Origin of the sequence: Brevundimonas sp. (genome assembly GCF_036659295.1) — a bacterium.
Classification (GTDB): domain Bacteria; phylum Pseudomonadota; class Alphaproteobacteria; order Caulobacterales; family Caulobacteraceae; genus Brevundimonas.
Genome location: NZ_JAVXCU010000053.1, coordinates 1 through 15,490, shown reverse-complemented (window position 1 = coordinate 15,490; position 15,490 = coordinate 1). Strand labels below are relative to the sequence as shown.

Sequence of the window (15,490 nt, the reverse complement as noted above, 5' to 3'; positions counted from 1 at the left end):
CCAAAAGCCAAGCGGAAATGGACAAAAAAGCCATTAAAAACAGTGGCACTATCGAAGGTTCGGTTTTCAAACCGAAATAAATGGCACAACCGGAGCCAAAGAAAACCGCGCTCCATAACGGCCATCTCAGCGACTGCATTTGCAATTCGTGAGCGAGCCTGACCCGCAAACCGTCAATCAACTTTACGGCAAGGCTTCGCTTTGTCGACGACGGGCGTATAAGGGCGCACCTAATGGACTCATCGCTTATGAACTCGTCTTCTTCGACTGTTGTCACCCGCTTTGCCCCCTCGCCGACAGGTTACCTGCATATCGGCGGCGCGAGAACAGCGTTATTTAACTGGCTGTACGCAAAGGGCCATGGCGGCAAATTCCTCGTTCGTATCGAGGATACCGACCGTGAGCGCTCAACCGACGAAGCCGTCAAAGCAATCTTCGATGGTCTGGAATGGCTGGACCTGCTGGGGGACGAAGAAACCGTCTATCAGTATGCGCGCGCCGACCGTCACCGCGAAGTGGCCCAGCAACTGCTGGATACCGGCCATGCCTATCGCGATTTCCTGACCGCCGACGAGACGGGCGCATTACGCGATGCCGCCAAGGCCGAAGGAAAAGACTTCATGTCGCCATGGCGCGACCGTGAACCCACCGCCGAAGACCTGCAAAAGCCGTTCACCGTGCGCTTCCGCCGCCCGCTGGATCAGGCCGTTGTGGTGAATGATGCTGTTCAAGGTTCGGTACGCTGGGAATCCTCGTCGCTGGACGATCTGGTTATCCTGCGTTCGGACGGTGCCCCGACCTATAATCTGGCCGTGGTTGTTGACGACCACGACATGGGCATCACCCACGTCATCCGTGGCGATGACCACCTGAACAACGCTGCCCGCCAGAGCCTTATCTATGACGCATTGGGCTGGACCCGTCCGACCTTTGCGCACATCCCGCTGATCCACGGTCCTGACGGTGCCAAGCTGTCGAAGCGTCATGGCGCACAGGCCGTGCACGAATATGCGGAAATGGGCTACCTGCCCGAAGCCATGCGTAACTATCTGGCCCGTCTGGGTTGGGCGCATGGCGATGACGAACTCTTCGACGATGAACAGGCCAAGGCCTGGTTCGATTTTGCAGGCATCAACAAAGCACCCGCCCGTCTGGACTTCGACAAGCTGGCCCACGTCAACGCCCACTGGATCCGCCAGGCCGACGATCAGCGCCTGCTCGATCTCGTAACCGAAATTCTGGCGTCTCGCGGTCAACCGCTGGACGACACAGGACGCGCAACCGTCCTTCGCACCCTTCCCCTGATCAAGGACCGCGCCAAATTGGTGCCGGAACTGGCTGATCAGGTGCAGTTCGCCCTTTTGGCTAACCCGATCTCGTTTAACGAGAAAAGTCAGGCCATGTTGCAGGGCGAAAACCTCGACCGACTTTCACGACTTCGTGAGCATCTGGCCAATACAGCCGATTGGTCGGTCGAAAACCTCGAAGCCGAGCTTAAACTTTTTGCTAAAAAAGAAGGTGTAGGCTTCGGAAAAATCGGACCTTCTGCCCGCGCTGCCTTGACCGGCGGTGTACCGGCTCCCGATATTGCCAAAATTCTTGTGGCAGTTGGTCGCGACAATAGTCTCCAGCGCTTGGATGATGCGCTGCAACAGACTAAGTAATCACCCAAACCACGCAGACCAACGCCTCCCCGCGCCAGGTCCAAGTATAACAAGGGGCCCAGATGACTGAAAAAACTAATCCCGCCGCCACGCTTACCCTCGGCGACAAGAGCATCGAACTCCCCGTCCTGTCCGGCTCGACCGGTCCGGACGTCATCGACATTCGCAAACTGTATGCCGGTACCGGTGCTTTCACCTTCGACCCGGGTTTCACCTCGACCGCCTCGTGCGAGTCGGGCCTAACCTATATCGATGGTGACGAAGGTGTGCTGCTGCACCGCGGCTACCCGATCGACCAACTGGCTTCGCAGTCGAACTTCCTTGAAGTTTGCCACCTGCTGCTGAAGGGCGAACTGCCGACCGCCGCCGAGTACGAAGAGTTCTCGGAACTGGTCACCCGCCACACCATGCTGCACGCGCAGTTCGACCGCTTCTTCGAAGGCTTCCGCCGCGACGCCCATCCGATGGCGATCATGGTCGGTACCGTCGGTGCCCTGTCGGCCTTCTATCACGACAGCCTCGACATCCACGATCCGGTCCAGCGCGACATCTCGGCTATCCGCCTGATCGCGAAAATGCCGACCATCGCTGCCCGTGCCTACAAGTACCACGTCGGCCAGCCGTTCGTGTCGCCGCGCAACGACCTGTCCTACGCCGAGAACTTCCTGCGTATGTGCTTCGCCGTGCCGGCAGAAGACTACCACGTTGATCCGCGTCTGGTTCGGGCCATGGACCGCATCTTCACCCTGCACGCCGACCACGAGCAAAACGCCTCGACCTCGACCGTCCGTCTGGCCGGTTCGTCGGGTGCCAACCCGTTCGCCTGTATCGCAGCCGGCATTGCCTGCCTGTGGGGCCCGTCGCATGGCGGCGCGAACGAAGAAGCTCTGAACATGCTGAAGGAAATCGGTACTCCTGACCGTATTCCCGAGTTCATCCAAGGCGTTAAGGACCGTAAGTACAAGCTGATGGGCTTCGGCCACCGCGTGTACAAGAACTACGATCCTCGCGCTAAGGTCATGCAGCAGTCGGCTTACGAAGTGCTGGAAGCGACCGGCCGTGCCAACGACCCGCTGTTCCTTGTTGCCAAGGAACTGGAAAAGGTCGCCCTGTCGGACGAGTACTTCACCTCGCGCAAGCTGTTCCCGAACGTAGACTTCTATTCGGGCATCACCCTGTCGGCGATGGGCTTCCCGACCACCATGTTCACCGTCCTGTTTGCTCTGGCCCGCACCGTCGGCTGGATCTCGCAGTGGCAGGAAATGATGGCCGACCCGACCCAGAAGATCGGTCGCCCGCGTCAGCTGTATACCGGCCCGACGCAACGCGACTACGTTTCGATCGACAAGCGCGGTTAATCCGCCCCGTCGAACCAGACAAAAAGAAACGCCGGAGTTTTTACTCCGGCGTTTTTTGTTTCGCGCTAACGCAACAACTTCTGTGCTAGACCGCGCTTATGACCGACACCAAAACAATCCAACCGAACGAAACCCCCATCCAGCGGGCTTTGCGTCAAAAGCAGGAAGCTTTGGCTGCACGCGAACAAGCGCCGCGTGGCGGAGCCTTCCAGCGCGAGCAAAACAAGCGCATCACGTCGGGCAAGTCCCGTCCGTGGATGACCAAATAAGACAATGGTGACGTAAGGCCCGATCAGGCCTTACGTTTTTCCATCACGGCCAGAACGGCATCTGCAGCCAGTTCTGATGGATTGGGGCCACCGCGCCCCATGATTTCGAGCACTTCGGTCTGACGTTTGGCTTGCGCATTTGCGGCCTGTTTGTCGGTCAGCAACCGCAGAACCTCCGGCGTGATTTTTTCTGCCGTGGCATCAAACTGAATAAACTCACGGGCCACTTCCTCGTCGGCAGCAAGGTTCAGCATGGTGAAATATTTGGCCGTCACCAGCGGCTTCATCAGCCGGTACGAGACGTTGTCAATCTTGTAGGAAATGACCATCGGCGTGCCCGCCATGGCGATTTCGGTCGAAACCGTTCCGCTTGTCGCCAAGGCCACATCGGCTGCCTTCATGGCCGCGTACTTGTCGGCCTCGGTTACGACATGCACCCTGAACGGCCATGACGCGACGCGGCCCGTTACATCCGCCGCCACCGTTCCTGCCGCTACGACAGCGACCTGTAGGTCGGGGATGGAAGCCTTGAGGTTCTGAACCGTCTTTTCATAGACGGGCGTCATCCGCTCGATCTCTTTCGGGCGACTTCCCGGCATGACCAGAAGCAGAGGCGCATCTGCGGCTATGCCCCGCTGGCTGCGGAACAGATCACCGTCAGCATCGCTCATATCGATGTGCAGAGCCGAAGAACCGACGACCGTCGTGGACAGACCGGCCCGTTCAAACCATGGCGCATCCATAGGATAAAGCGCCAACAAGTGATCGACCGCATTTGCAAGGGTCTTGGCGCGCCCCGGTCGTGAGGCCCAAACCTGCGGACCGACATATTTGATCAAGGCCGCTTGCGGCAATACCTTGCGTATGGCCTTTGCCGACCGAATGGTGAAACCCCATGAATCGATCAGAATGACCGCATCTGGCTTTTCACGTTCAGCGAGTGCTGCGGTGTCTGCCACGCGCTGTTTGACGCGTTTATAGGCCTTGATGCCTTCGACCACGCCTAGGATAGACAGTTCGGCGATATCAAACGGGCTGTGAATGCCCATCTCGGCCATGCGTGGGCCGCCAACACCGACGAACCGGACCTGATCACCCAGACGGTCTTTCAGTGCCTTGGCCAGATTGGCCCCCAACACATCGCCCGACGCCTCGGCAGCCACCAGCATGATCTTGTAGGCCATTACAGGCGATCCTCGTCAGACATACCCCAGACGAACAGTCCCAGACGATCCGCGGTCGCACGCGTGGCTGCAACGTCCATGATGATGAGGCGGTCTACAAATCCGCCAATACCGGCCAAGCCTGCTGCTGCGGCCAGTTCAACCGTGCGCGGACCGATAACCGGCATATCCACACGAATGTCCTGAATGGGTTTCGGTGCCTTGGCCAGAGTGCCCTTGCGGTGATCCGCCGTGCCGCGAAGGTCTTGCGGCAGACCTGCAACCCGTAACAGCATCTGGTCAGTGCCTTCCTGAGCCTCTACGGCCAGAACCAGACCGTTACAGACAACCGCGCCCTGACCAACATCAAGTTCACCTGATTTTTCAGCGACATGAATGGCTTTCTTTAAGTCAAACATGTGATCTTCGTTTGGCGTTACGTGCCCCAGAGCGCCAAGGGACAGCATGTGCCCGCCCAGAATATCGTCGGCCCCTTCAACACTGAACCCTTCAGCTTCAAATACACCGAGGATTTTGCGTAGCAGGGCGTCATCGCCTTTTGTTGCGGCGGCAATAATCCCCGGAAGCAAGGTCGCCCCCTTAAGATCAGGCTTCAAGGTTTTGAAATCAGGACGATTTACATAGCCCGCCATACAGATAGCTTCGCAACCTTCACGGCGCAAAGCTTTCAGGATGCCGCCGATCTGGGCCATGCCGAGGGTTTCCCCCTCCCAAGCCCGCATGGCATCATCCGCGAAACCATCCAGTCGGATAACATAAAGCGGACGGCCCTCTGCCTCGCAGCGAGCCGCCACGGATGCGGGAAGATCACCGCCACCCGCGATCAGTCCCAGCTTTTTCATTCGGCGTTAGGCAGGCAAAGCGGACGCTTACCGCCCTCGCTGATGAAATCGAGGATTTCGACGATTTCGGGAATATCGTTATAGGCTTCACCAATCGTCTCCAGACGTCCGGCAAATTGCCCCTCGCCCTCGAACAACTCGCGATAGAAGGCCAGCAGACGACGCAGTTGGTCCTTGCCGTAACCCTTACGCTTGAGGCCGATCAGGTTCAGCCCACGCAGACGGGCATGGTTGCCCCATGCCGAGCCGTAAGGGATGACATCACGGGTAACGGCCGCCAGACCGCCCACAATCGCGCCCTGCCCCACACGTCCGTTCTGGTGAACGGCGCAGAGACCTCCGAGGAACACACGGTCGCCCACCTCGGCATGGCCACCCAGCGTCGCGCTGTTGGCCATGGTGACATTGTTACCGACAATGCAGTCATGGCCGATATGTGCGCCTGTCATCAGCAGACAGTTATTCCCCAGACGCGTCACGCCCGAGCCCTGCGGCGTGCCACGGTTCAACGTGGCATGCTCACGGATGATATTGTTCTCGCCGATCTCCAGACGGACCGTCTCTCCCTTATAGCCAAGGTGCTGCGGATCCCCGCCGACCAGAGCGAACGAGTGGATGGCCGTATTGGCTCCGACCGCTGTGTCTTGCTGGATCACGACATGGGACTTCAGGACCACGCCTTGGGCCAGAGACACATTGGGGCCGACAATGCTCCACGGGCCGACGACAACGCCGTCGGCTATGGTGGCGCTGCTATCGACGATTGCGGTCGGATGGATTTGGCTCACGCAGCAGGTTCCTGAACGGTAACGACCATGGCCATGAACTCTGCCTCGGCGGCCAGCTTGCCGTCGATGAAGGTTTCGCCACGGAATTTGTAGGCATCGCCGCGTGCCCTGATGACCTTCACTTCCATGCGGAGCTGGTCACCTGGACGGGCCGGCTTGCGGAAACGCACACCGTCGATCGACATGAACATGATGACCTTGTCCGCGACCGCAACGTCGAGCGTCTTGGACATCAGCAGCGCACCCGTCTGGGCCATAGCTTCAACGATCAGAACGCCCGGCATGACCGGATCGATCGGGAAATGGCCCGGGAAGAACGGCTCGTTATGCGTGACGTTCTTGATACCGGCGATCGAAGTCGCCGGAACAAAGTCTTGGGCCTTGTCGACCAGCAGGAAGGGGTAACGGTGCGGGAGGCGACGCATCACCTCGGCATAGTCGATATTGGTCTGTTCGCTCATGCTCAGGTTTCCTTTGCGCCCTTTTTGGACGCCTGTTTCGAAAGCCAGATACTCTCGCGCAAGAAGCGGCGCAGCGGTCTGGCTGGATACCCCGACCAGGTTTCACCAGCAGGTATATCTGCCAGCACCCCGGCTCCCCCGGCTACTCGGGCCCCTTCCCCGATATTCAGATGGTCGGCAATACCGGCCTGACCACCAAAAATCACATTGTCGCCCGTCGTGATCGAACCCGACAAACCGACCTGTGCCGCCATCAGGTTGTTACGCCCGATGACACAGTTGTGGGCAATCTGGATCAGATTGTCGATCTTGGTGCCTTCACCCAGAACGGTATCGTCAAAGGCACCACGGTCAACACAGCTGTTGGCCCCGACTGTCACATTGTCCTGAATGACAACACGGCCCAGTTGGGGAATATCGATCACGCCGTCACGCGATCCCGTGGCACCGAAACCGGATTCGCCAATACGCGCACCAGCATAGATTTTTACGCGGTCGCCCAACAGGCAGAATGACAGACTGACATTCGAACCGATCCAGCAATCACGACCGATCTGCACGCCTGGCCCGATAACGGTATTGGCACAGATACGCGTGCCGCGCCCGATACGAACGCCCTCGCCTAGAACCACACCCGGCTCGATCACCACAGTTTCGTCTTCAGCAGCCTCTGCCGCTGTAATGGCGCGATCCAGTCCTCGCGGCACATGCAGCATCATCGATGCCAGCGCCCAGTCGGCCTGCGCCTGACGCGAGGCAATGATTGCCACGCCTTCAGGGACACGCTCTGTCATTGAAGGATGCAAGATCACACAGGCCGCCTTGGTATTCTCCAACGCAGGCAAGAATTTGCGATCACCCATAAAAGCGATAGCGCCCCGGTCCGATGTGGACAGGGGCGCAACCGCCGAAACGATGACTTCGCCGCCCCGGATCACTTCCGCGCCGAGTTGTTCGGCGATGGAAGCGACCGTGCGGGGGGGCTGGGTCTTGAAAAAGGTCGTATCGGGCATGGCCCAGATTAGTTTTGAGCCTGTGCCTGCGCTGGCACCGGCATACGGTTGAACGACAGCGTCGGCAGTTGGGCATCGAGGCGCTGGACGACCGTAGCGGTGATGTCCATAGCCGGGTTGATGTAAGCCACTGCGCTGTCGTTCAGCAGAACGCCGCAACCGCGCTCTTGATAGACAGCGATGACGATCGGCTGGGCAGCCGTGTTGATCGCTTCGGCCTGAACGGCTTGGGTGTAGCGCAGTTCGTTGGCACGGGTTTGCTGCAGCTGTTGCAGTTCGCGGTCACGGGTTTGCAGCGCCTGGATGCGGGTGTTGCGATCGGCTTCGGCCAGTGTAGCAGCCGACTGTTGCAGCTGCTGGGCTTCGCTTTCCAGCGAGGTTACGTACGGCTGCAGTTCACCTTGAACTTCTTGATACAGCTGAACCATACGGGCCTGAACGGCGCGACCAGCCGACGAACCGGCCATGATACCTTCGCCCGAGAACGAGCAAACACCCGGAAGGACCGGACCCGGATTAGCCGGAGCTTGTTGAGCCGAGGCGGCCGAAGCTGCCAGCGTGGCCAGAGCGAAAGCGCCAATCGTAAGAGTCTTCATCGTATTAAGCCTTAGTGCGGATTGTTCCGCGGTTTAGAACTGGGTTGAAGTCGAGAAGCGGAAGGTTTCGGTCTTGTCGTAGTCTTCTTTCGACAGGACCTTGGACAGGTCGAAGCGGATCGGACCCATCGGCGAACGCCAGTGGATGCTCACACCCGCAGCCGCGCGCAGGGCCAGTTCATCAACAATCTTGTCGTTGGGCAAACCATTGCTGCCGACCAGATAGCGGTCATCCAACTTGCCCAGAGTACCAACATCGGCAAACAGGCTGGTCCGGATTCCGTATTGTTCGGGCAGGCCGTTCGGAAGGGTCAGTTCAACCGTACCGATGGCATAGAAATTACCGCCAAGAGCATCGGTCGTGGTCAGATCGCGCGGGCCCATACCTGCGGTTTCAAAGCCACGGAAGCTTTGGCCACCCTTGAAGAAGCGGTCGTTAATGCGGATCGAGTCACCGCTCCAGCCGGCGATATAACCCACCGAGCCTTGAACGCTGACCACCCAGTTCGGACGGATGCCATAGTAATAGGCCGCATCCATCTCGGTCTTGATGTAGTTCACATCGCCACCAATACCGGCAAAGTCCTGACGCAGAGCCGTCGTCCAGCCGCGCGTGGCGCGAACCGGATCGTTCCGGCGGTCCACAAACAGCGTATAGCCGGCCGACGAGTTGATATAGGCACCGATCTGGTCGCACAGCGCCGAGGTGCCCATGCCCGCAGACGAGCAATAGCTGTTCGGCACCATCACTTCGTCATCCTTGAGGAAGTAACGCAGGCTCAGGCGGGTATAGTTGTTCAACGGATAGGTCAGGCGCAGGCCCGCACCCGTCGAGCGATAATCGTACGAAGCGTATTCCGACAGGTCCATACGGGTGTGGAACAGGTCGAAGCCCGCCGCCACGTCACGGCCCATGAATTTCGGCTCGGTAAAGCGGAAGTCGATATTCTGGCGGATCGAACCCCATTCGGCACGCGCCACAACGTTCTGGCCACGACCACGGAAGTTACGCTCGGTTACGCCGAGGTTCAGCGTGAAGCTGTCGAACGAGCTGAAACCAGCACCGACCGACAATTCACCCGTCGGCTGCTCTTCAACGGTCACGTTCACAATCGAACGGTCCGGAGCAGAGCCACGGGTTTCCTCGATCTTGACGTCCTTGAAGAAGCCCAGAGCACGCAGATTGTTACGCGAACGTTCGATCAGCGAACGGTTGAACGCATCGCCTTCACCCAGCAGCAGGTCGCGACGGATTACGGTATCGAGCGTGCGGGTATTACCCACCACATTGATACGCTCCACGTAAACGCGCGAGCCTTCACGGACATTGAACGTCACATCGACCGTGTCCGTGTCCGGATTGGCGCGATAGGACGGGGAAATGTCCACAAACGCATAACCGGCCGAACCCGCAGCAAAGGTCAGCGCATCAACGGCGTTCTCGATACGGTCGCTCTGGAACAGGTCACCCGAGCGGATCGGCAACAGAGCGGTCAGGAAGTCGGCGTTCAGACGCTCGCTTTCGGTGACAACCTTTACCTCGCCGAAATTGTACTTGTCGCCTTCGTCCATCGTGATGGTCACGGCAAAGGCGCTGTTGTCCGGCTTCAGTTCGGCAACCGACGACATGATGTTGAAATCATAATAGCCGCGGTTGGTGTAGAACTTGCGCAGTTGCTCGCGGTCATAATCCAGACGGTTCGGATCATAGTTGTCGTTCGAGCTGAACAGACGCCACCACTGGGAAACCTGCGTCACCATCACTTCGCGAAGGTCCGCGTCAGAAAAGGCCTTGTTGCCCAGGAAGGTGATACCCGAGATGCCGCTTTCCGGACCTTCGTCGATCTCGAATACGACATCGACGCGGTTCTGTTCCAACTGGACCAGACGCGGGGTCACGGTTGCCGAGATACGGCCCGACATACGGTACAGTTCAACGATCTTGCCGACGTCTTCCTGAACGCGGGCGCGGGTATAGATACCGCGCGGACTGATCGTGACTTCGTCACGCAGCTTCTTCTCGGTCAGGGCTTTGTTACCCTCGAACGTCACCTGGTTGATGATCGGGTTTTCGACAACCTCGATCACCAGATCGCCATTCGGCTGCAGACCCAGTTGCACGTTGGCAAACAGGTTGGTCCGGTACAGCGTACGCACGGCCACGTCGAACGTCACCGGATCGACAATATCGCCCGGCTGGATCGGCAGGTAGGACAGCACAGTCGTATGGTCGATACGCTGGTTCCCGCGCACAATGATGCGGTTTACCTGGCCACGCTCTTCGTCGGCGACAACCACTTGTGGGGTCGCTTCGGCAGGTGCCGCCACAGCAGCCGGAGCGGCTTCCTGGGACAAGGCAGGCGTCGCAAGGCCGGCCGCCAATACAAGGGCGATCCCGCTCGGACCTAAAATACGCGCACGGAAAGAATTTCGGTTCATCAGGTCGATCATTCGGGATGTCCTTAGGGGCAGGTCTCGACTCACGCGACGAGCCCGCCAAGGAATTTGAAGATATTCAGCTTCTGCAGGTCGTTCCAGGTGGCGAACAACATCATACAGGCCAACATGGCAAGTCCTACTCCGTAACCAGTTGACTGTATCCGCGCGTCCAAAGGACGTCGGGCAACCGCTTCATAGGCATAGAACATCAGATGCCCCCCATCTAGAACCGGAATCGGCAAAAGATTTAGAAAGCCGATTCCGACCGAAAGTATGGCGGCAAAACTGGTTAGCGTCAGTAACAGGTTAAAAGTAGCAGCGACCGGATCGGGATCCGCCGCCACCGCAGCATTGGTCAAGCCACCCGAAACGCGGGCGATTCCCAAGGGGCCGCTGAATTGGTCGCCGTTTTCACGGCCTGTGAAAATGCGACCGATATATTTGACAGTGGTGCCGATAATGCTGGTGATTTCCTCGGCACCCTTGCCGACGGCCGCGATCGGCGAATAGCGCACATGGCGATACTCCGCGCGTGTCGAACCCAGTCCAAGGCCAATCCGGCCCATGGTCACACGACCGCCAATAGGATCATCAACAACCGTACGTTCCGGCACGCCCGTCAGGTTCACTACCTTCTGGTCGCGCTCAACCGTGAACTGCACCGGCGTACCGCTGGACAGGGCCACATGGCGGATCACTTCGGAACTGTCTTCGATCAGCTTGCCATTGACGTGGGTAATCAGGTCACCGACGGCAAAGCCCGCGACAGCCGCAGGCGAACCTTCGGCCACATCCATCACCCGCGCAGGGCGCAGCGGAACGCCGACAGCCGAAAACAGGACCGTAAAGATCGCCAGAGCCAGCACGAAATTGGCAATCGGGCCACCCGCCACGACCAGAGCCCGCTGCCACAACGGTTTGAAATAGAGGTAGTCGCGCTCTGCGCCCTCCCCCTTTTCGGCAACCAAACGCTGGCGCAACTCTTCCAGACCTTTGCGGTCCGGCACGCCTGATTCATCCAAGTCACCGGCAAATTTCACATAGCCGCCCAGCGGCAGCCAGCCGATGCGCCATTCCACACCGTGGCGGTCCTTGCGGCTGAGGATCGGGCGACCGAAGCCGATCGCAAAAAGGTCCACCTTTACGCCAAAGGCGCGGGCCGTCAGAAAATGGCCGAGTTCGTGAACGGTCACCACAACGGTCAGAACGACCAGAAATGGCACCACATAACTCAGCATTTGGCCCAAAAAGCCGATCATCCAGTCTCCAGTCTCAAATCGCGGCGATCAGGCCGCCAGGTCCAGTGTCGAGACAATGTCCCCGGCGATCCGGCGCGCTTCCTTATCGACTGCCAATGCCGATTCGGCTGCACTTCCGTTACCGATAGCCAGTCCCTCACCTTGTGCCTTTTCAAGGGTTTCGGTGATGACTGCGGCAATATTTAGAAATGCCAACCGCCGGTCAAGGAAAGCAAATGCGGCAACTTCGTTCGCGGCATTGAAAATGATGGGTGCAACACCGCCCGCTTCCAGTGCTTCACGGGCCAATCTGAGCGCCGGGAAGCGCACCATATCGGGCGCTTCGAACGTCAGCTTGCCCAGCGCAGCCAAGTCCAGCTTGGGTGCGGGCCACGGCAGACGATCCGGCCACGACAACGCACAGGCAATCGGCGTCTTCATATCGGGAGGCCCCATCTGGGCCAGTGTCGAGCCGTCGACATACTCCACAAGGCTGTGGATAATCGATTCAGGGTGGACCACTACATCGATTTTCGACTGCGGCATGCCGAACAGATAGGCCGCTTCGATCAGTTCCAGCCCTTTATTGGCCATCGAAGCACTATCGATCGAAATCTTGGCTCCCATCGACCAGTTCGGATGGGCCACCGCCTGTTGCGGCGTGATCGTCTTCATCTGGTCCAGAGGCGTACGACGGAAAGGCCCGCCCGATGCCGTCAGGATCAACCTGGAAACACGCTCGGGCGCATCTTCTGGAAACACCTGAAAAATGGCCGAATGCTCGGAATCGACCGGAATAATTTTGCCGCCAGCAGCTGCCACGCGCTCGATCAGCGCAGGGCCACAGCAGACCAGGCTTTCCTTATTGGCCAGAGCAAGGGTTGTCCCCGTCCCTGCCGCCGCCCACGCAGAGCGCAAACCCGCAGCACCGACAATCGCCGCCATAACCCAGTCCACCGGACGCGACGCGGCTTCGACAATGGCGTCACTTCCGCCCCCCACCTCGATACCGGAACCGGCAAGGCGTTCCGCCAACTCGGCACGACCGACTTCATTCTCGATTACGGCCAGCTTTGGATTCCAGCGCAGGCACTGCTCGGCCAGTAAGCCTACATTGCGGCCACCCGTCAGAACCTCGACCTCGAAACGGCCACTGCCCGTTGCTTCGGCCGCCGCCATAAGGTCAAGGGTCGAGGTGCCGACCGACCCCGTCGAGCCTAGCACGCTGACCTTGCGCGTAATCACCCGTTGCCCCCGATCATCAAAACGATCAGGCGCCCGATAGCGACCACGATAACCGCAAACATCAGGCCATCGACACGATCCAGCAATCCGCCATGGCCCGGGATCAGATTGCCCGCATCCTTGACGCCAAACCGGCGCTTCAAGGCCGACTCCCACAGATCACCGCCCATGGTCGCCAAGGCAGCCAGCAAGCCCAGCATAGCCCCCCACAGCGCCGTCAGAGCGCCCATGTCCAGCCATGCGGCCATGACACCGCCCGCGATCATACCTGCCAGCAAGCCACCGATAAAACCGGACCATGTTTTGTTCGGAGAAAAGCGAGGCCACAGTTTCGGCCCGCCTATGGCACTGCCCACCAGATAGGCCAGAATATCTGCAGCCCATGCAACAGCGAACACCAGAACGGTCCAGTACAGACCTTGATCGGCATTCAGGTCACGCATCCAGATCAGCAGAATGCACGGCCAGCCGAGGTACAGCACCCCATAGGCACCATCCAGCCCCTCGCCACCGCGACGATGCGATACAAGACCGGCGATCGCGGCACCGAATACCAGCAGCACAAAAGCGAGCGACATCTGGCCGATATGGGCCGCAATAACCGGCGCGATCACGCCGCCGGCCACAGCCATACCCACAGCACGCCAGTCCTGTGGCTCGCTCATGCGCGCCCATTCCAGCGCCAGCATGATCCCGCCCAGCACAATCAGGCCCGTAAACCAGAAACCACCAGCCCAGATCGCCAGAACGGCGGCCGGTGCCAGCACCAGAGCCGAAGCGGCTCTCAGCGCAATATCCTTGGGTTTAAGGGCCATTAGCCGACCGCACTTTCTGTCGAAGGCGACACCGAGCCTTCTACGACCTCGCGACCACCAAAACGGCGCTCGCGACGGGAAAACTCTTCGAGGGCAGCCTTGAGCGGCTCTGCACCATAATCGGGCCACAAGACCGGCTGGAACACCAACTCGGCATAGGCACAGTCCCACAACAAGAAGTTGGACAGACGTTGCTCGCCCGAGGTGCGAATAATCATATCGACCGGTGGCGAACCGGCTGTCGACAAGCTGTTGCCGAACATTTCTTCGGTCAAGTCAAACCGGCCTTCGCTGGCCGCCTTGTCGATCAGTGCCTGGGCCGCATCCACCAGATCGGCCCGACCGCCATAGTTAAAGGCGACCTGTAAGAGGAATTTATCATTGTGCGCGGTCTGGCGCTCGGCCCTGTCGATGACATCGACAATATCGGCCGGCACGCCCGAACGGCGCCCCAGTACGCGCACACGCACGCCCGCCTGATCCAGGCGCTTCAGATCGCCGCCGACAAATGTGCGTACCAACCCCATCAGGTCGGAAACCTCGTCGGCAGGACGGCTCCAGTTTTCGGTCGAGAAACCGAAAATGGTCAGGCACTTAACACCCATTTCGGGCGCAGCCTTGATCGTACGACGCAAAGCCTGAACGCCCTCGCGGTGCCCGAGCGCACGGGGCAAGCCCCTGCGCTCGGCCCACCGACCGTTGCCGTCCATGATAATGGCCACATGCAGTGGCTTTTCGGTATGCATAGAGGCGGTTGAGGCCGACATCAGGCTCTGGTCCCTGGTTCGAGATCTAGCAGGTCTTAGACCTGCATGATCTCGACTTCCTTGGCCTTCAGGATTTCATCGATGCGCTTGATGGCGGCATCGGTGTCCTTCTGGACTTCGGTTTCCATCTTTTTTTGATCGTCTTGGCTGATTTCGCCAGCCTTTTCAGCCTTTTTCAGCTCGTCATTCGCGTCACGGCGAACGTTACGAACAGCGATCTTCTTGTCTTCGGCATATTTGCCAGCCAGCTTGACCAGATCCTTGCGGCGTTCTTCGGTCAGCGGCGGGATCGGGATACGCAGGGTTTGACCGTCCACGATCGGGTTCAGACCCAGACCCGCAGCGCGGATGGCCTTCTCGACCGATACGACCATGCCCTTGTCCCAGACATTGACCGAAATCATGCGCGGTTCCGGCACCGACACGGCAGCCACAGCGTTCAGAGGCGACGAAGAGCCATAAGCCTCGACCATCACCGGATCCAGAAGGCCCGAGTGTGCACGGCCTGTACGCAGACCTGCATAGTCGTCCTTCAGGGTGCTGACCGATTTATCCATACGGTCGCGGAAGGTCTTGAGATCAGGTTTTGCCATTTGCGCCTGTCCTAAATCGAATTTCGAATGCCCTGTCCAAATCAGACAGGCTTGTTGGTGATGACGGTGAAAGTACCTTCACCCATCAGAGTTTTATTTAGCGAATCTTCCTCGCGGATCGAGAAGACCACGATCGGAATATCGCTATCACGCATCAGAGCGATGGCCGAAGCGTCCATGACTCGCAAGTCCTTGGCCAGCACTTCCTGATAAGTCAG

Annotated in this window: 15 protein-coding genes and 1 pseudogene; 3 read left to right on the top strand and 13 right to left on the bottom strand. The window is 59.0% G+C overall.

The window, feature by feature from the left end; translation table 11 throughout:
* The first annotated feature begins 233 nt into the window (after positions 1–233).
* The 3 genes from gltX (at position 234) to RSB01_RS10080 (ending at position 3,291) form a co-directional block, all read left to right on the top strand.
* A complete protein-coding gene (gltX, locus tag RSB01_RS10090; RefSeq protein ID WP_332590759.1) occupies positions 234–1,664 on the top strand; it encodes a glutamate--tRNA ligase in 1,431 nt (476 codons plus the stop codon).
* Between the two features lie 62 nt (positions 1,665–1,726).
* A complete protein-coding gene (gltA, locus tag RSB01_RS10085; RefSeq protein WP_332625403.1) occupies positions 1,727–3,022 on the top strand; it encodes a citrate synthase in 1,296 nt (431 codons plus the stop codon).
* A gap of 98 nt (positions 3,023–3,120) precedes the next feature.
* Positions 3,121–3,291, top strand: a complete 171-nt coding sequence (locus tag RSB01_RS10080; protein WP_332591870.1) for a hypothetical protein — start codon at positions 3,121–3,123, stop codon at positions 3,289–3,291.
* Between the two features lie 23 nt (positions 3,292–3,314).
* On the opposite strand, the gene lpxB is transcribed toward RSB01_RS10080, so the two are convergent.
* From lpxB to pyrH, 13 genes and pseudogenes are all read right to left on the bottom strand, one after another.
* The gene (gene lpxB, locus RSB01_RS10075; RefSeq protein WP_332591869.1) at positions 3,315–4,475 is read right to left on the bottom strand and encodes a lipid-A-disaccharide synthase; all 1,161 of its coding nucleotides are present in this window, start codon (positions 4,473–4,475) and stop codon (positions 3,315–3,317) included.
* Positions 4,475–5,317, bottom strand: a complete 843-nt coding sequence (gene lpxI / locus RSB01_RS10070) for a UDP-2,3-diacylglucosamine diphosphatase LpxI (protein ID WP_332591868.1) — start codon at positions 5,315–5,317, stop codon at positions 4,475–4,477. Before lpxI ends, lpxB begins: the two co-directional genes overlap by 1 nt.
* Positions 5,314–6,105 carry an acyl-ACP--UDP-N-acetylglucosamine O-acyltransferase gene (gene lpxA / locus RSB01_RS10065; protein WP_332591867.1) on the bottom strand — a complete coding sequence of 264 codons (792 nt, stop codon included), beginning with the start codon at positions 6,103–6,105 and terminating at the stop codon, positions 5,314–5,316. Before lpxA ends, lpxI begins: the two co-directional genes overlap by 4 nt.
* The gene (fabZ, locus tag RSB01_RS10060; RefSeq protein ID WP_332591866.1) at positions 6,102–6,566 is read right to left on the bottom strand and encodes a 3-hydroxyacyl-ACP dehydratase FabZ; all 465 of its coding nucleotides are present in this window, start codon (positions 6,564–6,566) and stop codon (positions 6,102–6,104) included. Before fabZ ends, lpxA begins: the two co-directional genes overlap by 4 nt.
* A 2-nt stretch (positions 6,567–6,568) precedes the next feature.
* Complete coding sequence (gene lpxD / locus RSB01_RS10055) at positions 6,569–7,579, bottom strand: UDP-3-O-(3-hydroxymyristoyl)glucosamine N-acyltransferase (protein ID WP_332625401.1); 1,011 nt, start codon at positions 7,577–7,579, stop codon at positions 6,569–6,571.
* A gap of 8 nt (positions 7,580–7,587) precedes the next feature.
* On the bottom strand, positions 7,588–8,175 hold the full coding sequence (locus RSB01_RS10050; RefSeq protein ID WP_332620233.1) for an OmpH family outer membrane protein: 588 nt from the start codon (positions 8,173–8,175) through the stop codon (positions 7,588–7,590).
* 33 nt (positions 8,176–8,208) lie between these two features.
* Positions 8,209–10,626 carry an outer membrane protein assembly factor BamA gene (gene bamA / locus RSB01_RS10045; RefSeq protein ID WP_332625399.1) on the bottom strand — a complete coding sequence of 806 codons (2,418 nt, stop codon included), beginning with the start codon at positions 10,624–10,626 and terminating at the stop codon, positions 8,209–8,211.
* A gap of 29 nt (positions 10,627–10,655) precedes the next feature.
* Positions 10,656–11,873 carry a M50 family metallopeptidase gene (locus RSB01_RS10040; protein ID WP_332620231.1) on the bottom strand — a complete coding sequence of 406 codons (1,218 nt, stop codon included), beginning with the start codon at positions 11,871–11,873 and terminating at the stop codon, positions 10,656–10,658.
* 27 nt (positions 11,874–11,900) lie between these two features.
* Complete coding sequence (gene dxr / locus RSB01_RS10035; protein WP_332625398.1) at positions 11,901–13,097, bottom strand: 1-deoxy-D-xylulose-5-phosphate reductoisomerase; 1,197 nt, start codon at positions 13,095–13,097, stop codon at positions 11,901–11,903.
* Positions 13,094–13,912 (bottom strand): phosphatidate cytidylyltransferase, encoded by an 819-nt coding sequence (locus tag RSB01_RS10030; protein WP_332620717.1) that lies wholly within the window; start codon positions 13,910–13,912, stop codon positions 13,094–13,096. The genes dxr and RSB01_RS10030 overlap by 4 nt, the downstream gene beginning before the upstream one ends.
* Positions 13,912–14,679, bottom strand: coding sequence for a polyprenyl diphosphate synthase (gene uppS / locus RSB01_RS10025; RefSeq protein WP_332592094.1), 768 nt, complete (start codon positions 14,677–14,679; stop codon positions 13,912–13,914). The genes RSB01_RS10030 and uppS overlap by 1 nt, the downstream gene beginning before the upstream one ends.
* 35 nt (positions 14,680–14,714) lie before the next feature.
* Positions 14,715–15,272: a ribosome recycling factor gene (frr, locus tag RSB01_RS10020; RefSeq protein WP_332592093.1), complete on the bottom strand. Its 558-nt coding sequence runs from the start codon at positions 15,270–15,272 to the stop codon at positions 14,715–14,717.
* A 41-nt stretch (positions 15,273–15,313) separates the two neighbouring features.
* A pseudogene (pyrH, locus tag RSB01_RS10015) lies at positions 15,314–15,490 on the bottom strand (UMP kinase); the annotation flags it as partial.